This window comes from Streptomyces vietnamensis (genome assembly GCF_000830005.1).
In the GTDB taxonomy this organism is placed as follows: domain Bacteria; phylum Actinomycetota; class Actinomycetes; order Streptomycetales; family Streptomycetaceae; genus Streptomyces; species Streptomyces vietnamensis.
Genome location: NZ_CP010407.1, coordinates 7,258,493 through 7,277,021 on the forward strand (window position 1 = coordinate 7,258,493; position 18,529 = coordinate 7,277,021).

16 protein-coding genes are annotated in these 18,529 nt (G+C 72.8%); 3 read left to right on the top strand and 13 right to left on the bottom strand.

All coding sequences use genetic code 11. From position 1 onward, the window contains the following. Positions 1-74: 74 nt before the first annotated feature. Positions 75-2,747 carry an ATP-binding protein gene (locus SVTN_RS32470; protein WP_052499422.1) on the bottom strand — a complete coding sequence of 891 codons (2,673 nt, stop codon included), beginning with the start codon at positions 2,745-2,747 and terminating at the stop codon, positions 75-77. 185 nt (positions 2,748-2,932) lie between these two features. Here SVTN_RS32470 and SVTN_RS32475 point away from each other — a divergent pair, with 185 nt between their 5' ends. Beyond that, positions 2,933-3,409, top strand: a complete 477-nt coding sequence (locus tag SVTN_RS32475; protein WP_078908594.1) for an ATP-binding protein — start codon at positions 2,933-2,935, stop codon at positions 3,407-3,409. 136 nt (positions 3,410-3,545) lie between these two features. On the opposite strand, the gene SVTN_RS32480 is transcribed toward SVTN_RS32475, so the two are convergent. The 6 genes from SVTN_RS32480 to SVTN_RS32505 all read right to left on the bottom strand — a co-directional run bounded on the left by SVTN_RS32480 (position 3,546) and on the right by SVTN_RS32505 (position 10,263). Next, positions 3,546-4,211 carry a class F sortase gene (locus SVTN_RS32480; RefSeq protein ID WP_245727717.1) on the bottom strand — a complete coding sequence of 222 codons (666 nt, stop codon included), beginning with the start codon at positions 4,209-4,211 and terminating at the stop codon, positions 3,546-3,548. 165 nt (positions 4,212-4,376) lie between these two features. Then, positions 4,377-5,045 carry a hypothetical protein gene (locus SVTN_RS32485; protein WP_041132287.1) on the bottom strand — a complete coding sequence of 223 codons (669 nt, stop codon included), beginning with the start codon at positions 5,043-5,045 and terminating at the stop codon, positions 4,377-4,379. Positions 5,046-5,287: 242 nt separating this feature from the next. Next, positions 5,288-6,712, bottom strand: coding sequence for a purine-cytosine permease family protein (locus SVTN_RS32490; protein WP_041132288.1), 1,425 nt, complete (start codon positions 6,710-6,712; stop codon positions 5,288-5,290). A gap of 158 nt (positions 6,713-6,870) precedes the next feature. Further along, positions 6,871-8,133: an MFS transporter gene (locus tag SVTN_RS32495; RefSeq protein WP_041132289.1), complete on the bottom strand. Its 1,263-nt coding sequence runs from the start codon at positions 8,131-8,133 to the stop codon at positions 6,871-6,873. A 14-nt stretch (positions 8,134-8,147) separates the two neighbouring features. Further along, positions 8,148-9,521, bottom strand: a complete 1,374-nt coding sequence (locus SVTN_RS32500) for a GH1 family beta-glucosidase (RefSeq protein WP_078908824.1) — start codon at positions 9,519-9,521, stop codon at positions 8,148-8,150. Between the two features lie 88 nt (positions 9,522-9,609). Next, positions 9,610-10,263 (bottom strand): TetR/AcrR family transcriptional regulator, encoded by a 654-nt coding sequence (locus SVTN_RS32505; protein ID WP_041132290.1) that lies wholly within the window; start codon positions 10,261-10,263, stop codon positions 9,610-9,612. An 83-nt stretch (positions 10,264-10,346) separates the two neighbouring features. Between SVTN_RS32505 and SVTN_RS32510 the strand changes: the two genes are divergently transcribed. Both SVTN_RS32510 and SVTN_RS32515 read left to right on the top strand, forming a co-directional pair. Continuing rightward, entirely contained in the window at positions 10,347-11,000 is a 654-nt protein-coding gene (locus SVTN_RS32510) for a helix-turn-helix transcriptional regulator (protein ID WP_041132291.1), read from the top strand. A gap of 32 nt (positions 11,001-11,032) precedes the next feature. Further along, positions 11,033-11,533: a DUF3291 domain-containing protein gene (locus tag SVTN_RS32515; protein ID WP_041132292.1), complete on the top strand. Its 501-nt coding sequence runs from the start codon at positions 11,033-11,035 to the stop codon at positions 11,531-11,533. A gap of 24 nt (positions 11,534-11,557) precedes the next feature. Here SVTN_RS32515 and SVTN_RS32520 read toward each other — a convergent pair whose 3' ends face one another. From SVTN_RS32520 to katG, 6 genes are all read right to left on the bottom strand, one after another. Then, a complete protein-coding gene (locus SVTN_RS32520) occupies positions 11,558-12,793 on the bottom strand; it encodes a serine hydrolase domain-containing protein (protein WP_078908825.1) in 1,236 nt (411 codons plus the stop codon). A 203-nt stretch (positions 12,794-12,996) separates the two neighbouring features. Then, the gene (locus tag SVTN_RS32525) at positions 12,997-13,692 is read right to left on the bottom strand and encodes an alpha/beta hydrolase (RefSeq protein ID WP_041132294.1); all 696 of its coding nucleotides are present in this window, start codon (positions 13,690-13,692) and stop codon (positions 12,997-12,999) included. Between the two features lie 19 nt (positions 13,693-13,711). After that, positions 13,712-14,527, bottom strand: coding sequence for an alpha/beta hydrolase (locus tag SVTN_RS32530; RefSeq protein WP_041132295.1), 816 nt, complete (start codon positions 14,525-14,527; stop codon positions 13,712-13,714). Between the two features lie 92 nt (positions 14,528-14,619). Further along, entirely contained in the window at positions 14,620-15,141 is a 522-nt protein-coding gene (locus SVTN_RS32535) for an EF-hand domain-containing protein (RefSeq protein ID WP_041132296.1), read from the bottom strand. Between the two features lie 105 nt (positions 15,142-15,246). Further along, on the bottom strand, positions 15,247-16,065 hold the full coding sequence (locus tag SVTN_RS32540) for an SDR family NAD(P)-dependent oxidoreductase (RefSeq protein ID WP_041132297.1): 819 nt from the start codon (positions 16,063-16,065) through the stop codon (positions 15,247-15,249). 126 nt (positions 16,066-16,191) lie between these two features. Further along, complete coding sequence (katG, locus tag SVTN_RS32545) at positions 16,192-18,375, bottom strand: catalase/peroxidase HPI (protein ID WP_099055249.1); 2,184 nt, start codon at positions 18,373-18,375, stop codon at positions 16,192-16,194. Positions 18,376-18,529: the final 154 nt, after the last annotated feature.

Consider the following 18,529-nt stretch of genomic DNA (forward strand, 5'->3'; position numbering starts at 1 on the left):
GGCGCCGCCCGAGACGATCATGGCGCTAAAGCAGCTCCCGGTCTGTCCGGAACCGCATCATCACGGATACGCAATCAATTCCCGGCCCCCTTGAGCGCCCGCCCGAGCCCCTGCCGCGAGCGCGCGCCGCTTTTCTGGATGGCGCGGGCCACGTGCTGCTCGACCGTCCGCGGGGACAGATGGAGGGTGGTGGCGATCTCCCGGTTGGTCATGCCGGCCGCCGCGAGTTCGGCGACCTCCGCCTCGCGGGGGGACAGCAGGTCGCCGTACCGGGGACGGCCGGGCGAGCGGGGCTCCGCGACGGGACGGAGGTGGCGCAGCTCGGAGCGGGTGCGCGCGGCGTCCCAGGTCGCGCCGAGCGCGTCGAAGGCCGTGGCGCAGTCGGCGAGCACGGCGACGGCGGAGCCGCTGTCGCCGTCATGGGCGAGGGCGCAGCGGGCGGCGCCCACGCGGGTGAGGGCTGCTTGATAGGGCCGGCGGATGGCCTGGTAGGCGGCGGCGCTCCTCTCGTAGCAGGCCTTGGCCTCGGCCGCCCTCCCCGTCCGTTCGGCGAGGACGCCGCGGGTCCATTCGAGGGCGGCGGCCGCCGACGGGGCGTCCTTGCCGTCCAGACCGCCCGCGAACTCGGCGGCCATCTCGCGGGCCGTGTCCACGGCTCCCGCGCGCACGGTCGCCTCGACCGCCCAGGGGGCCAGCTCGGCGGCCCAGGGCCAGATCCCCTTGGTGCGCAGCCGACCCCACGCGGCAGCGGCCTCGGAGGCGGCACCGTCGATGTCCTCATGGGCGAGTGCGAGCCTGATCAGGGCGCCGGAGGCCGCCGCCGAGATGGGGACCGGGCCGCTGTCCAGGTCGGCGGCCCCCGGCCCGGTGAGGTGGTCGACGGCGTCGGCCCACTCACCGCGGGTGAGGGCGAGCAGGCCGAGGACCAGCCGCGCGTCGGCGACGAGGTAGGGCATGGTGCCGGCCTCGTCGACGAAGGTGCGGGCCCGGCCGGCGAGCCCCGGCCAGTGACCGGTCGCCCAGTCCAGGACGAGGGTGCAGCCGTGCCCGGTCTGCTCGGCGTACGCGGCGCCGCTGCGGGCCGCGAGGGCCACGCCCTCGGCGAGCAGGTCACGCGACCTCTCGTAGTGGCCGAGCCACACCGACGCGTCGGCGGCGTTGCACAGTCCGCGGGCCGCGTGCTGCCGGCACCCGACGAGCTCGCTGTCCCGCGGGAGGCCGTCGATGAGCGACCAGGCGGCCGGATCGCCGGTGTTCAGCAGGACGCTCACGTGGTTGGCCGCGACGGCGGCCTGGATGACGGGGTCCCCCGACTCGGCGGCGACCTTCACGGCCCGCTCGATCCAGGCGATGTTCTCGGCGAACGGCGCGTCCGGCCCGTACGGCATGGCGAGTGCCGCCATCGCCCGGGCCAGGGGCACCGGCCGGCCGGCGAGGTCGTCCACCGCGCGGGCGAGCTCGGCCCTCCCCTCGACGACCTGGCCCATCTGGTTGCACAGCAGGAGACCGAGGTCCAGACGGATCTCACCGCGGACGGCCGGCGGAAGGCCGGCATCGGCCACGATGTGCCGCAGTACGTCGTGCGTCTGGTCGGAACGCAGGCCCACCACGGCGCAGCGGGCGAGGAGCGTGGCGAGCCGGGGGCGGGCGTGCGGGGGGACCGGACCGGTCGCGAGCGCCGATTCCAGCAGGCGCGCGGCGCGCTGCTGCTCACCGTCCTCCTCGAACCGCTGGGCGGCGCGCTCGACGGCGACGAGCCATCCCCGCTCGTCGCCGCACGCACGGCGGTGGCCGGCGAGCCGTTCCCAGGGGACCGGCTGGCGCGTGGCCAGCAGACGCGCGGCCCTCCGGTGCAGCAGTTCCAGGACGGGGCCGGGCGTCCAGCGGCGGACGGTGTCGGCGGCGAGCGGTGAGGAGAAGCCGTACCGGCCCTCGCCCCGGGGGTCGAGCGCGGCCCGGTGCAGGGCGGTGAGCAGCGCGTCCCGGCCCGGCGCCGTGGCGAGCCCGGCCACCGCGGCGAGTTCCCCGGCGGTCGCGGGCTCGTCGAGGACGGCGGCGGCGAGCACGATCGGGCGCTGCTCCTCGGGCACGGAGAGCACGCGGCGCAGCATGAGGGCCGCGAGACGGGGTGGTGTGCCGAGCTCGGCCACCTCGGCGGGGCGCGGCTGCCCCGCGGCCGGGCCCCGGGCGGCCAGCAGGTCCAGCAGATCGGCGACGGTCTGGGCGACACCGCCGGAGGCGTGGTGCAGGGCCTCGGCGAGGCCGGCCGGACACCGGTCCGCGCCGAGTGCGTCCACGGCCGTCCGACGCACGGCGGCGAGGTCCAGCGGGCCGACGACGTGCCGTACCACCGTGAGACGCGCCGGGAACTCCGTGTCCGGCCCGAGGACCATCCCCGGTACGGGCAGCTCCTCCGGGCGACAGCTGAGGAGGCACACCAGGCGTGCGGGCGGGTCGGACAGCAGGGCGTGGAGAGCGGCGACGTGCTCGGCGGACGCCCGGTGCACGTCCTCGACGACGAGCAGAACCGGCCGGTCGACGGGTATGGGCTCGCCGAGCACCACGCGGCGGGCCGTGTCGGGCGCGGCCTCCCGGAGCCGTTCCACCAGGCGGCTCTTGCCGGTGCCGGCGGGGCCCTCGACCAGGATCAACAGGGGGCGGCCGGGCGCCTCGGGGGAGAGCGCCGCCATGAGCCTGCCACGGAGTGCGACCTCGGCCTCGTCGGCGGTTCCGGCGGTGTCGGACATGACGCGTCACCCTGTCTTCAGGACCTTCGCCCAATTGTTTGGGTATCCGTACTCAGTCTGCCCTGATTGCCGCGTGCCCCGGTCCGCGGGCAGCGTGGACGCGGTAAGGCCCCTCGGCCGTCGGGTGCGACGGGGCCCGCTTCCGATGAGATCGGCCGCGCAGGCAGGAGTCCGGCGTGAGAGGCATGACCCGTTCGAGCCCCGTCAGGGCGCCCCGGGGCACCGTCGAGGCGCCGCGGCGCGAACTCGCGCCGACGGCGCCTTCCGGTACCGGGCGGCTGCTGGCCGTGAGTGTGGTGGCGGCGACGCCCTGTTCGGTGCCGCTCCTGCGCCGGCTGGCGCGATCGGTGGCCCGCCATCGGCGGCTGTCCGAGGCGGCGGAGGAAGCGCTCACCGTGATCGTCACCGAGCTGGCCACCAACGTGGTCCTGCACAGCGGCAGTCCCGACCTCGCGGTGATGTTCGAGGCGGACGACGCCTTCGTGACCGTCGCGGTGCGTGACGGGGGCCGCTGGCAGCCGCGTACGGAACCGCGGTGCGAGGACGCGGACATGGACGCCTCGTTCGGCCGGGGCCTCGCTCTGGTCGAGGCGTATTCCTCGACCACGTCGGTGCTCGGCTCCGCCGAGGGAACGCTGGTGCGGGCCACTGTCGCCCTCTGAACCCCCGGGACCGGGGGCGGGCCGGGCGCGAGCGCGGGCCGGGCGTGGGGCGTGGGGCGGGCGTGGGGCGTGGGGCGCGGGGCGCGAGGCCGGAGGTGGGGCGCGGGCCGGACGCGGGCGCCGGGCCGGCGCCGGGTCAGCGGGTGGGCTCCAGGTGGGCGAAGACGACGAGGTTCTCGGTGTAGTCCTTCGCCTTGCGGTCGTAGGGGCCCGCGCAGGTGATGAGCCGGACGAGTGCGTCGGGGGTGTCCTCGTAGACGCGCCGATCCGGGAAGTCGTCCTTGTCGAACTGCTCCACGGAATCGATGAGGAAGGTGGCGGTGGTCCCGTCGGCGCGACTCACCTCGAAGGTGTCTCCGGCCTTGAGCTCGTCGAGCCGGGCGAAGACGGCGGGGGCGGTGGCCGTGTCCAGGTGGCCCGCGATGATCGAGGTCCCCACTTCACCGGGGGAGATGCCGGACGCCTGCCAGCCCACCAGGTTCGTGTCGTCGGCCGGCGGCGGTTCGAGCGCACCGGAGGGGCCGATCTTCAGGTCGGTGAAGGGCGCGTCCACTCCGATCCGGGGAATCCTCAGACGGGTGGGGGCCGACCTCGGCATCGACGGACCGGCCGCCGGGACGGCGCTCGGCGGGGCATGGCGCGCCGAGCCGGGGAGGGAGGACGGGACGGGGGTCGAAGCGCGACCGGACTCGGCGGCGGCCGCGGGTCGGGCCGGCGCCTCCGTGTCCTGGTCGGACATGCCCGGCCGGAGGACGAGGAGAAGCACGGCAAGAACCAGCGTCCAGAACACGGCGGGGACCACCCACCGAGGGATACGCCGGGGCGCTCCCGCGTCAGCGGGATCCGGTCGGGTCGTCACCAGGGGCTCCTTCGGACTGGGGCGGAAGATCCGGGATCGGGGTACGGAGGCGTGGGGGCCGGACGCGGGGGCCGCCGTCCAGGAGGCGACCCCCGCGTCCGTGCTTCCTCACGCAGCCGCGCCGGCGGCCTTCCTGCGGCGGTGGAGGACGAACGCGGCGAGACCGCCCACGACCAGGGCCGCGCCGGTCACGTTCGTGGTGCTGCTCGCGAGGCCGCCTCCGCCCGTGTGCATGCCGCCCTTCGGCTTCTCCGACTTGTAGCCGCTCTCGTCCTCCGACTTGTCCTTCGTCCAGTCCTTCTGCTTGTCCTTCTCCGCGTCCTTGTCCTTGTCCTTGGTCCAGTCGTCGGAGTTCACGAGGGACAGGGCGCCGGAGCCGGTGTGCATGCCGCCCTTCGGCTTCTCGTGGTCACCCTTCTCGTACTGGCCGCCCTTGTCGTGCTCCTTCTCGGTCTTGTCGCCCTTGTCCCCCTTGTCGCCCTTGTCGTGCTCCTTGGACCAGTCGTCGCCGCTGACGAGGGACAGGGCGCCGGAGCCGGTGTGCATGCCGCCCTTCGGCTTCTCGTGGTCACCCTTCTCGTGGTCACCCTTGTCGTGGTCGCTCCCCTTGTCGTGGTCGCTCTCCTGGCTGTGGGAAGAGCTGTCGCTGTGGGAGGAGCTGTCGCTGTGGGAGGAGCCGTCCCAGTCACCTGCGGTGATCGCGTAGGCGCCGGGTGCGGCGAGCGCCAGGGTGCCGGCGGTGGCGGCCGCGGCGAAGAGAATGCGGGCAGAGCGCATCGCTGAACTTCCTTCCGTACGCCGCGTCAGCTGACCCTCTGTCGGCTCTCGATACGCGGCGACATGGCTCACCGTCAGCTGCCGTCGGGCCGCCTGCCACTTGGGATGGTGCATACGGACTCGGCGCGAACGGGCCCGGCAGCGCTCCTCGGCCCGCTCACTCGTGGTTTGTCGCCGCAGATCGATCGCTCGATGTATCACTCCTGAGGGTGACCGCGCCGTGCCCGTGGGGTGAGTACGGGTCAGCCGACGGGGGCCGTCGTACGGTCGTCGTCCTCGGCGGTGGCCGGGTGGATGGTCTCGGCCGGCGGGTCGGCGGTGCGCCGCACCCACAGCCAGTACACGGCCCCGGTGACGACCAGGCCGACGATCCACGAGATGTCGGCGCCGTCGAGCTTCTTGGTGATCGCGCCGGTGTACAGCTTGGTGGCCAGGAACGGGATCTGTACGGCGATGCCCACGACGTAGCAGCTCAGCGCGGTGACGTTCCAGCGCCCGTAGCGGCCGGCGGGGTCGTACAGGGCGGGGATGTCGACGCGTTCCCGGGAGACCAGGTAGTAGTCGACCAGGTTGATCGCGCTCCACGGGGTGAACACCATCAGGATCAGGAGCACGAAGTTCTTGAAGTTGTTCAGGAAGTCGGCGCTGGCGGCGAGCGCGATGCCGATCGACACCGCGGTGAAGCCGACGATGTAGGCGGCGCGGGCGGCGGCCGAGATCCGCGAGCGGCCGTCGAAGGCGGTGACGGTGGTGAGGATCGACATGAAACCGCCGTACGCGTTGAGGCAGTTGACGGTCAGCTTGCCGACGACGATCACCAGGTAGATCAGGAAGGCGAGGGCCGCGGGTCCGGCCAGGTCGCCGAGGAAGCCCACCTGGTCGGTGAGGAAGGCCTTGCCCGCGACGGCCGCGGTGAGCGCGCCGAGCGTCATGGCCCACTGGGAGCCGATGACGGAACCGGCGAACGTCGACCAGAACGTCGCACGCGTGCTGGTGTCGCGCGGCAGGTAGCGCGAGTAGTCGGCGACGTACGGGCCGAAGGTCAGCTGCCATCCGGCGCCGAGTCCGACGGCGAGCAGGAAGGTCGCCGTCTCGAAGCCCTTGTCCCCGACGTGCGCGCCGACGTCGTACTGGGTGAACACCCGTACGAGGAGATAGCCCAGGCCGAGCACGCCGACGACGGTGGCGACGCGGCCGGCGGCGTGGATGAGCCGGTAGCCGGTGACGGCGACCACGGCGGTCAGCACGCCGAAGACGAGGATGCCGACCTGCGTGTTGTCGATGTGCAGCAGCTCGGCCAGCGCCTGGCCGGCCAGCACGCTGCCGGTCGCGGCGAAGCCGAGGTACATGAGGATCACAAGCAGCAGCGGCAGGACGGCGCCGTGGACGCCGAACTGCGCGCGGCTGGAGATCATCTGCGGTACGCCGAGCCGCGGGCCCTGCGCCGAGTGCAGCGCCATCACGATGCCGCCGAGCACGTTGCCGATGAGCAGCGCGGGTATCGCCCACAGCGCGTCGGCGCCGAAGACGACGGACAGTGCGCCGTCGACGATCGCGGTGATCTGCATGTTCGCGCCGAACCACAGCGTGAACTGACTGCGCGGCGTGCCGTGCCGTTCCGCGTCGGGAACGACCTCGATGGTGCGCCTCTCCAGTTGGACCGGCATGTTGCGACCCCTCCCTGCGGCGATTCCTGTGTGTCCGGACGTACCGCAGTCGTCGAGTCGCACTGCGGTGCGCCGAATCTCGCATAGAGGTCAACAGTGAGCAAGGCTCTGAATGCACAATTTCAGGGAGTGGGACGGGGCCCGCGTGCGGGGCGGTGTCAGGCCACGCCTCGGATGCGGTGGACGAGGAGGCCGCCGGCCAGGATGACCAGGGCCGCCGTGGCGTACAGGCCGGTGTAGCCGCCGAGGTGGGCGATGACCGGCGAGGCGAGGGCGGGCGCGAGGACCTGGGGGCCGGAGTTGGCGATGTTGATGACGCCCAGGTCCTTGGCGCGGTCGGCGGCCTCGGGCAGGACCTGGGTGACCAGGGCCTGGTCGACGGCGAGGTAGACGCCGTACCCCGCGCCGAGGACGGCCGCGGCGGCGAGGGCGGACGGCCAGGTGTGGAGCAGGGCGAGCAGCAGCGCGGCGGCGGCCATGACCAGCGAACACAGGACGACGAAGCCCTTGCGGCGTCCGGCGCGGTCGGACAGCACGCCCACGGGGACGGCCGTGAGCGCGGCGCAGAGGGTATAGACCACCGTCAGGATCAGCACGCCGGTGCCGGGGTCGCCGTAGTGGACGGCGTCGGCGAGGAAGTAGAACAGGTAGAGGGTGCCGAGGGCGTTGCCGAGGTTGATCAGGAACCGGGTGAGCCACGCCCAGCCGAAGTCCGGGTGCCGCCGGGGGCTCACCCAGAACGAGCGGGCGAAGGCGCGGGCCTCGAAGGCGGGGCGCAGCTCCCGGGGCAGGGCCGGTTCGGTCTGGCGCAGGACGAAGGGCAGGGCGAGTGCGACGGTGAGGACGGCGAGCGTGACGTAGCCGGACCGGACGCCGGTGACCAGGAGGGTGGTGATCAGCGCGCCGAGGACCAGGCCGATGGACTGCATGAGGCCGGTCCAGCCGGAGACCACCGCGCGCTGGGTGAGCGGCACGCGGTCGGCGATCGGGGTGGTGACACCGGCCAGCATCGCGTTGAGGCCCGCCTGCGCGAGGCACCAGCCGACGGCGACCCCCGCCACGGTGTGCTGGGAGGCGGTGATCGCGAGGCCCGCCGCCCCGGCGAGCGCGCCGCCGAGGATCCAGGGCCGGCGGCGGCCGAACCGGCTCGTCGTCCGGTCCGACCACGCGCCGGCGATCGGGTTGGCGAGCACCGCGACGAGCGCGCCGAGGCCGGTGACGAGCGACAGCGCGGTGTTCTTGTCGTGCGGGTCGATCTGCTCCAGCTGGAGCGGCAGCAGGATCTGAATGGGCGTCATGAACGCCATGAAGACGGCGAGGGTGGAGAGCGAGAGGCTCGCCGTCCACCCGGCCTTGACCGGGACGGTGGGCTCGGCGAAGACGGCGACGTCCTCGGCGGCTTCTTCCGGAGCGTGGGCCACGGTGGCTTCGTCGCTCAGGCCCGCTGCGCGGCGATCAGGGCGCGGTACCAGTCGAAGCTCGCCCGGGGTGTGCGGCGCAGGGTGGCGAAGTCGACCTCGACCAGACCGAAACGCTGGTGGTAGCCCTCGGCCCACTCGAAGTTGTCGAGCAGCGACCAGGTGAAGTAGCCGCGCACGTCCACCCCTCGGGCCACGGCGTCCGCGACCGCGGTGATGTGCCCGTCGAGGTAGTCGATGCGCTCCCGGTCGTCCGTGCCGGCCGGCTGCGAGCAGCCGCTCTCGGTGATCCACACCGGCGGAAGGGCGTCGCCGTAGCGGGCCTTGAGGCCGGTGAGCAGCTCCGTGAGCCCGTCGGGGACGACCGGCCAGTCGAACGCGGTGCGCCGGTACGTCTCCTGAGGTTCCGTCAGGTCGAAGGGCAGGCCCGCGGCGGGATCGGCCGGGGCGGTCACCCAGGTCGGGTTGTAGTAGTTGATCCCGAGGCCGTCCAGTGGCGCGGCGATGGTGGCGAGGTCGCCGTCGCGGACCACGCCTCCCCAGCTCGGGTCGGTCATGCCGTACGCCGAGAGGTCGGGGTGGCTCCCGAGGAGGACCGGGTCGTTGAAGAGGCGGTTGTGCAGGACGTCGTACGCCGAGGCCGCCGCCGCGTCCCCGTCCGACCGGGCGTCCGGGCGCAGCCGTACGGGCGTGCAGTTGTTGGCGATCAGGACCTGGGCGTCCGGGACGGCGGCCCGCAGCGCCGCGGTCGCCAGGCCGTGGCCGAGCAGCTGGTGGTGCGCGACCGGCAGCGCGTCCAGCATCAGGGCGCGGCCCGGGGCGTGGACGCCGAAGCCGTAGCCGAAGGACATGTGCACGAAGGGCTCGTTGAGGGTGATCCACCGCTTGACCCGGTCGCCGAGCCGCTCGGCCGTCACCGCCGCGTACTCGGCGAACCGGTGCGCGGTGTCGCGGTTCAGCCATCCGCCCTCGTCCTCCAGGGCCTGCGGCAGGTCCCAGTGGAAGAGGGTGGGCGTGGGCTCGATCCCGGCGTCGAGCAGCGCGTCGACGAGCCGGTCGTAGAAGTCGAGGCCGCGCGGCTCGACCTTGCCCGCGCCGGTCGGCAGGACGCGCGGCCAGGACACCGAGAAGCGGTACGCGTCGAGCCCGAGCCGGCGCATCAGCGCGACGTCCTCGTCGAGGCGGTGGTAGTGGTCGCAGGCGACGTCACCGGTGTGACCGTCGCGGACGGTCCCGGGGCGCCGTACGAAGGTGTCCCAGATCGACGCGCCCTTGCCGTCCTCGTCGGCCGCGCCCTCGATCTGGTACGCGGCGGTCGAGGCGCCCCAGACGAAGCCGGCCGGGAGCCGGGGGATTCGGGTGGGATCGGTGGGGCTGGTTGTCACGGGCACCGCCTTCACTGCTGGGCTCGCCGTCCGAGGTGGGCCGCACCGTAACATGAACACTTGTTCACGTTCTATGGGTGGGACGCGATCGGATTCACCCTTGTGCGGCCGTCAGTCGGTCCCGCAGGTCCTCCCAGTAGCCGTCCAGCATCCGCTTCAGCTCGTCCACGGTCTCCAGGTCCGGTTCGCCCCCGCCCTTGAAGACCTCGTGCAGCACGGCGTTGGCGGCCCACACCACCATCCGCGTCGCCCGGCGCGCCCGCTCGCCGCCGGGCCCGCCGGTCAGGTGCTCCACGATGCGCTGCAGCCCCTCGGCGATGAGCGCGTTGCTCGCCTCGTCGGCCCGGGCGAGCTCGGAACTGAGGTGCCGTCCGGCCCACAGCGCCATGCCGCCCGGCTGGGACCGGAACAGCTCGCTGTAGACGTCGACCATCGTGCCCACCAGGTCGGTCAGTCCACCGGCGACGGCCCGCTCGACGAGCTCGTCGATGGCGGCCTTGAAGGCCTCCAGGTACCGCCGCCCGAGCGCGTCCACCACCGCGCCCTTGTCGGGATAGAACTGGTAGATGCTGCCGACCGGGACGCCCGCGCCCTCGGCGATCCGCCGCATCGTCAGCGCCTCGTACCCCTCCTGGGAGAGGATCCGGTCGGCCGCGCCGAGGATGGCCTCGACCCGGGCCCGGCTGCGCGCCTGCTGCGGCTGCCTCCGCAGTCGCGGCCGCGAGTCCGGCTCCGTCGCTTCCGTCATCACGCGCTCCCGGTCGTCCGGCGGTCCTCGTGCGGGGAAGCGTACCTTCTATCGCCAATCCGCATTGTTCCTAGAATGGGCTCGTGGAGGACATCGACGCGATCGCGGTGCTGCAGGATCCTGTACGGCGCCGCCTGTACGAGTACGTGGTGGCACAAGGCCGCGAGGTCGGCCGCAACGAGGCCGCGGAGGCGGCCGGGGTGGCGCGCACGCTCGCCGCGCACCACCTGGACAAGCTCACCGGGGCCGGACTCCTGGAGAGCGGCAGCCGCCGTCTTTCGGGGCGCTCCGGGCCGGGGGCGGGCCGTCCCGCAAAGGTGTACACGCGGGCGCGGGGCGAGCGGTCGGTGTCGCTGCCCGCCCGCGACTACCGCACCGCCGCCGAGCTGCTCGCCGAGGCGGCCGAGGAGGCCGGCCTCGACGCCGGGCTCTGCGCGGCGGCGCGCCGCCGGGGCGAGGCGCTGCGCGGTCCGGCGGGGCCTTGCGGCGGGCTCGAAGAGGCCGTGGAGGCGCTGGCGGCCCGCGGCTACGAGCCGTACCTGGAGGACGGCGCCGTCCGGATGGGCAACTGCCCCTTCCACGCCGTCGCCGAGAGCTTTCCGCCGCTCGTCTGCGGCATGAACCTCGCCCTCCTCGAAGGGCTGCTCGGGGAGGGCGGGCCGGTCCGTGCCCGCATGGACGCCCGGCCCGGGGAGTGCTGCGTGGTGGTCGAAGCTTCTAAAAACAATGCTGATTGACATAGAAAAGCGGGTCGTGCTGGGATGAGGCCATGACCGCATCCCCGCACGCCCGCCACCTCGCCCAACTCAACGTCGCCAGGCTCCGCTTCCCCATCGACGACCCGCGCGTGGCGCACTTCGTCGAGATGCTCGACCCGGTCAACGCCGCCGCCGACGACGCCCCCGGCTTCGTGTGGCGGCTCGTGGAGGACGGAGAGGCCGACGCCACCGGACTGCGCCCGCTGGGCGAGGACGTCATCGTCAACCTGTCGGTGTGGGAGACCCAGGAGGCGCTGTGGGACTTCGCGTACCGCAGCGGGCACCTGGAGGTGATGCGGCGGCGCCGTGACTGGTTCCACCGGCACGTCGAGGCGCACCTGGTGCTCTGGTGGGTCCCCGCCGGTCACGTCCCGACCGTCGGCGAGGCCCTGGAACGCCTCGCGGACCTGCGGGCGCACGGGCCGTCCCCGCGCGCGTTCACCTTCGCCTCCTCCTACACCGCCGCCGAGGCCGCCGGGCACGCGCCGGACGGGGACTCGGCGACGGTCTGAGGGGGAGTGCCCCGCGCTTCCGGATCAGCCGAAGTCGGGGATCGGGTGCGCCGGGGCCAGCGCGGCGGCGATGCGCTGGGCGATCAGATGGGCCGTGTGGCCGGCCGCGGCGTCCGGGTCGTTCGTGGTCGAGACCGCGATGGACAGGCGCTCCGACGGCAGGTACGCCTGGGACGCCGAGTAGCCGAAGAACAGCGGGTGCTGGGACACCCAGTCGCCCAGGACGAGCAGCCCCAGGCCGTAGTGGGTGGCCTTCGTCTGCGTGATGCAGACCGTCGCCGGGCACGTGTGGGTGGCGTGGCCCAGGCCGACCGTCCCCGGGTTGAGCAGCTCCCGGTACGAGGCGGGGGAGAGCAGCCGACCCGAGCCGATGCCGGCGGCCGAGCTCGCCAGGTCGCAGATGTCGGTGGTCTCCACCGCGCCGGGGGCGGTGGTCCACGAGGGGTTCCAGAAGGTGGACTCCTCGTACGTCCCCCGGTCCGAGGTGAAGGCGTGCAGGACGGGTTCGGGGATCTCGGGGGTGAAGCTGTTACTGGTCTCGCGCAGTCCGAGCGGGCCCAGGACCTGCCGCTGGAGCAGGACGTCGAGACGGGTCCCGGTGATCTTCTCCAGGGCGGCGCCGAGCAGGACGAAGTTGGCGTGCGAGTAGCTCCAGTTGGTGCCCGGCTCGTACCAGCGGTCCTGGCTCGTCGAGAGCCGCACGACCTCCTCGGCCGTCCACTGGCGGAACGGGTCCGCGACGACGGCCCGCTGGAACGCGGGCAGGCGGACGTAGTCGACGAGACCGGTGGTGGAGGCGGCCAGCATGCGCAGGGTGATCCTGTCGCCGTCCTCGAGGTCCGGCAGCCAGCGCCCGACGGGGTCGTCGAGGCGCACCCTGCCCTGGTCGACGAGGCGCAGCAGCGCCGTCCCCATGTAGGCGATCGCGATGTTGCCGTTCCGGAAGTGCATGGCGGGCGTGGCCGGCACTCCCGTCATCGACTCGCCGAGCGCGGTGGTGACGACCTCGCGGCCGTCGACGGTGACCCGCAGGATCACGGACTTGAGGCCCAGGTCGGCCTTGGCCTGCTCGGCGATCCGCAGGACGTCGCGCGCCGGGCCGCGGTCGGGCAGCCGCGAGGCGACACAGGGCCGGTGACGACCGGGCTCGCCCGCCGGGCCGCTGCCGGACGCGGTGGCCGGGGCGCCGAGGGCGAGGAGCGCGGCGAGGGCGGCGGCCGCGGCGCGGCGCGACCCGGGGGTGGGGCGGGGTGGTCTCATGGCCGGAGTATTGGCCGGGAGGGCCGGTACGGCGGCCGGGACGCCGCCGACCCGCACGAACATCACCCGTCAGGCCGGGCCGACGAGCCGTCAGGCCGGGCCGGCGGTCCGTCAGGTCGGGCCGACGAGCCGTCGAGCGGGCCGACGCCGCCGACGCGGGGGAACGCGGCGGCGGCGACGTGGGTGTCCGCGAGGGGATCCGGTCAGCCGGTGGTCCCGTTCACGGCGTCCTCGATCAGGTCGACGACGGCCTTGGGCTGGGAGGCCAAGGAGGCGTGACTCGCGTCGAGTTCGACGGTCTTGCGGGGGTTCATGCGCTGGGCCATGCGGCGTTCGTTGTCGGGGTGGATCATGCGGTCCTGGGTGGAGACCTGGTACCAGCAGGGCTTGTTCCGCCAGGCGGGTGCGGTGACGTCGTCGCCGAAGGTGGAGGCGAGCGGGGCCTTCTGGGTGACGGCCATGACGAGGGCGTCGTCCTCGGACAGGTCCTGCGCGAAACTCTCGCGGAACTTCTCGGGCTTGATCCAGAGGTAGCCGTCTGAGTCCGGCGCGATGTTGTCGAAGGCGGCCGGCGGCTTCTCCTGGCTGATCCGGCCCGGGCTCTCGCCGGCGTCGGGCGCGAAGGCCGCGATGTAGACGAGGGCGGTGACGTTCGGCAGGTCGCCGGCCTCGGTGATGACGGCGCCGCCGTACGAGTGGCCGACGAGGACGACCGGGCCGTCGACCTGCTTGACCATCTTGCGGGTGCGCTCGGCGTCGTCGGCGAGGGACGTGAGCGGGTTCTCGACGGCGCGGATCTTGTCGTAACCGCGCCTGTTCAGCTCGACGATGACGTTGGCCCAGTGGGCGGCTCCGCCCCAGAATCCGTGGACCAGGACGATGGTGGGCTTGTCGCTCATGGCTCTTCTTCCCTCGGCTTCAGCAGGTGGCTTCGGCGGCCTCGTCGATGAGGCCGACGACCGTCCTGGGGTGGGACATCATGGCGACGTGCGAGGAGTCGATCTCCACGGTGCGTGAGCCCGCCCGCTCGGCCTCGAAGCGCTCCAGGTCCGGGGCGATCGCCTTGTCCTGCCGGGCCACGAGGAACCAGGACGGGATCGTCTTCCACGCCGCCGCCCGGGCCTTCTCGGCGAAGCCCGCGGCCGTGATCGGGCGCTGCTCGACCGCCATGAGCCGCGTCTGCCGCTCGGGCAGATCGGCGGCGAAGACGCTGCGGAACTTGTCGTTCTGGATGTACAGGTCGATGCCGCTGCCCGCGTTGTCGGTGTACGGGACGGGGCGCACGGCCGTCCCGAGCTCGCTGCCCGCGAACTTGGCGGACAGCTCGGCGGGCGACTCGCCCGTGTCGGGCATGAACGCGGCGACGTAGACGAGCGCCTTCACGTTCGGGGTGCCCGCCGCGGCGCTGCTGATGACGGCCCCGCCGTACGAGTGCCCGACCAGGACGACGGGGCCCTCGATGCTCTTCAGGACGCTGGCGGTGTAGGTGGAGTCGTTGCTCAGGCCGCGCAGCGGGTTGGCGGGCGCGACGACCTCGTAGCCCTGGCGCCGGAGGTCCTCGGCGACGGCGTTCCAGCCGGAGGCGTCCGCGAACGCGCCGTGCACCAGGACGACGGTCGGCTTGGCGCCGTGGCTGCTCTCGGCGGCGGTCGCGGAGGGGGCGGTCGCGGCCGCGGCGGCGATGAGGAGGGCGAGGGCGCCGGCGGCACGCCGGGAGGAGGCGAGCGGGGACATGCAGGCTCCTTGAGTGGGGGGTATCACCGTGAGCGAGTCTGCTGTCCCGCGCCCGGCGCGGCGCGGCACGCGGTCCAAGGGGGTGACAGTGCTCAGTACAGGGCGGCTCCCATGGGGGACTCGTCGCCCGTGACGTACGCGCGGATCGACGCCAGGTACTCCGCGCGGCCGACGCGTCCGTCCCCGTCGCCGTCCAGCGCGTCGAAGGCCGCGTCGGCGTTGTCGGCGCGGTTGCCCAGGGCCTGGCGCAGCATCGTGAACTGCGGCCGGTCCAGGGCGCCGTCCTGGTCGTCGTCGGCGAGGTCGAACAGGGCGCCCAGGGCGTACTGGCAGATGTTGTCGAACTTCTCCGCGTCCACCCAGGCGATGTACTCCTCGTACGTCATCACGCCGTCGCCGTTGGCGTCCATCGCGGCCCAGGCGCGTTCGCCCGTGGCGCGCGCGGCGATGACGAGCGGGTCGTCGTCGGCGCGGCCGGTCGCCTTCTGGGCGCGCTCGATGCGGACGAAGTAGTCGTGCTTCGAGGCGACTCCGTCCCCGTCCGTGTCCAGCATCGCGTAGATGCGGGCCTTCGGGGTTGTGGGGGCCTGGGGTGCGGCCTGGGGGAGCGACATGCCGGATCTTCCTTCACGCACGGGGACGTACCGCCGTTCATGATCGACGGCGGAACCCTTCGCGTGTGGACGACCCGCCAGTCGGTCCCCCGGACGAGTGGCCGCTCAGGCCGTTCCCACCAGTTCGTGCGTCAGCTTCATCAGACGCTCGCGCGCCCCGGTGTCGTACGCCTGCTCGTGGGCCCGCGCCTCGGTGAACCGGTCGAAGTAGCGGCCCGTGACGGTGGCGAGCTCCGGGTCCAGGAGCAGGCGTACGGTCGGGCGGACGCCCTCCTCCGTGGTGGTGACGGGCGTGAGGCCGTACGTGCGAACGCCGGACGTGTCCATCAGATGGGCCGGGTGGAGGGCGTTCACCGTGACTCCGGTGCCTTCGAGCTCGGCGCCCAGCTCGAAGGTCGCCATGATCATGGCCAGCTTGCTCTTGCAGTAGGCCCGCAGGCCCTCGTAGTCCCGCTCCAGCATCACGTCGTCGAAGTCGATGGCCTCCTGGCCGATCGAGGCGACGTTGACGACCCGCGCCGGAGCGGAGGCGGTGAGCAGCGGGAGCAGGGCGCGGGTGAGCGCGTACGGTGCCAAGTGGTTGACGGCGAAGCGGAGTTCGTGGCCCTGGCTGCTGAACTCCCGGACGAGCGGCTGCGCGCCGCCCCCGGCCACCGCGTTGTGGATCAGGCCGTCGAGGTGCGGCTCCGCAGCCCGGATCCGGGCGGCCATCGCGTGCACCTGGTCGAGGTCGGAGAGGTCGGCGAGGTACGTACGGACCGTGGTGCCGGGGCCGGCGGCCCGGGCCTCGGCGGCCACGGCGTCGAGTCGTTCGGCGTTCCGGCCGTGCAGGAGGAGGGTGCCGCCGAGGGGGGCCAGGTCGAGCGCGAGCGCGCGTCCCATGCCCTGGGTGACGCCGGTGATCAGAGTGGTGCGCTGGGTCATGGCGACCACGGTGGCAGGACGCGGCGGCCCCGGGCAGTGTGTGCCGCTCCTGGTGTCGACACCACCAGGCTCCGGACGGGTACGCAGAGGGGCCGGCCGGACGAGCCGGCCGGCCCCTCTCCGTGCTCAGCGCAGGTCGAACCGGTCCAGGTTCATCACCTTGTCCCACGCGGCCGCGAAGTCACGCGCGAACTTCTCACCCGCGTCGGCCGACGCGTACACCTCGGCGAGGGCCCGCAGCTGGGAGTGCGAACCGAAGACGAGGTCGACCGGGGTGGCGGTCCACCGGACCTCGCCCGTGGCGCGGTCGCGGCCCTCGAAGACGTTCTCGTCGGCCGTCGACGTCTTCCACTCCGTGCCCATGTCGAGGAGCCGGACGAAGAAGTCGTTGGTCAGCGACTCCGGTCGGTCGGTGAAGGCCCCGTGCGGAGACTGCCGGAACCCGGTGCCGAGCACCCGCATGCCGCCGACGAGCACCGTCATCTCGGGCGCGGTCAGCGTCAGCAGGCTGGCGCGGTCGAGCAGCAGGGTCTCCGGGGACAGCTTCTCGCCCGCCCGGAGGTAGTTGCGGAACCCGTCCGCCCGGGGTTCGAGCACCGCGAACGCCTCCACGTCGGTCTGCTCCTGCGAGGCGTCCGTGCGCCCCGGCGCGAACGGGACCGTGATGTCGTACCCGGCGTTCTTCGCGGCCCGCTCGACGGCCGCGCACCCGCCGAGGACGATGAGGTCCGCGAGCGAGATGCGGGCCCCGCCGGCGCCCTCGAAGTCCGCGCGGATCCCGTCGAGGGTCTCGACCGTCCGGGCCACCTCGGGCAGGTCGTTGACCTCCCAGTCCTTCTGCGGGGAGAGCCGGATCCGCGCCCCGTTCGCGCCGCCGCGCTTGTCGGTGCCGCGGAAGCTCGCGGCCGACGCCCAGGCGGTGGTGACCAGCTGCGAGACGGAGAGCCCCGAGTCGAGGATCCTCGCCTTGAGGGCCGTGATGTCCGCCTCGCCGACCAGCGGGTGGTCGACCGCGGGGACGGGGTCCTGCCAGAGCTGCGGCTCGGGGATCCACGGCCCGAGGTAGCGCGAGAGCGGGCCCATGTCGCGGTGCAGCAGCTTGTACCAGGCCTTGGCGAACGCGTCCGCGAGCTGGTCCGGGTTCTCGTGGAAGCGCTTCGCGATCGGCGCGTAGACCGGGTCGAGCCGCAGCGAGAGGTCCGTCGTCAGCATCATCGGGGCGTGCCGCTTCGACGGGTCGTGCGCGTCGGGCACGGTGTCCTTCGCCGACGGGTCCTTCGGCGTCCACTGCTGGGCGCCGGCGGGGCTGGTGGTCAGTTCCCACTCGTACCGGAACAGGTTGTCCAGATAGCCGTTGTCCCACTTCGTCGGCTCATTGGTCCACGCCCCTTCGAGGCCGCTGGTGATCGCGTCGTCGCCCGTGCCGGTGCCGTACGAGTTCCGCCAGCCGAGGCCCTGCTGCTCCATGGGGGCGGCCTCGGGCTCCGGGCCGACGTACTGCGGGTCGACCGCGCCGTGGCACTTGCCGAACGTGTGGCCGCCGACGATCAGCGCGACCGTCTCCTCGTCGTTCATCGCCATGCGCCCGAACGTCTCCCGGATGTCCCGGGCGGCGGCGAGCGGATCCGGGTTGCCGTTGGGGCCCTCCGGGTTGACGTAGATCAGGCCCATCTGCACGGCCCCGAAGGGGCCGGTGAGCTGCCGGTCGCCGCTGTAGCGCTCGTCGCCGAGCCAGGTGTCCTCGGGGCCCCAGTAGATCTCCTCGGGCTCCCAGATGTCCGGGCGGCCGAAGCCGAACCCGAAGGTCTTGAACCCCATGGACTCCATGGCGCAGTTGCCGGCGAAGACCAGCAGATCGGCCCAGGAGATCTTCCGCCCGTACTTCTGCTTGACCGGCCAGAGCAGCCGGCGCGCCTTGTCGAGGCTCGCGTTGTCCGGCCAGCTGTTGAGCGGGGCGAACCGCTGGGCACCCTGACCGCCGCCGCCCCGGCCGTCGGCGATGCGGTACGTGCCCGCCGCGTGCCAGCTCATCCGGATGAAGAGGGGCCCGTAGTGGCCGTAGTCGGCGGGCCACCACTCCTGGGAGTCCGTCATGAGCGCGATGACGTCCCGCTTCAGCGCCTCGACGTCGAGGCCGGCGAACTCCTTCGCGTAGTCGAAGTCCTCGCCCATCGGATCGGACAGGGGCGAATGCTGATGGAGGACCTGGAGGTCCAGCTGGTTCGGCCACCAGTCCATGTTGGTCATGGGCCGGGTCTCGGTGGGGGTGGGGGAGGCGATCGCCGGGTTCTCGCTGTCGCTGCCGGGCACGTGGGTCCTTCTTCCGCTCATCTGTGACGGTTTCGGCGTCCGTCATGGTCGCCTACGGCGACCCGCGCGGAGGCGATAACACGCAGGGCCCGGCCAACCGACAGAAATCATCGGAAGGAGGGACTTTCACATCAGAGGGCAGCCGGGCTTCTCT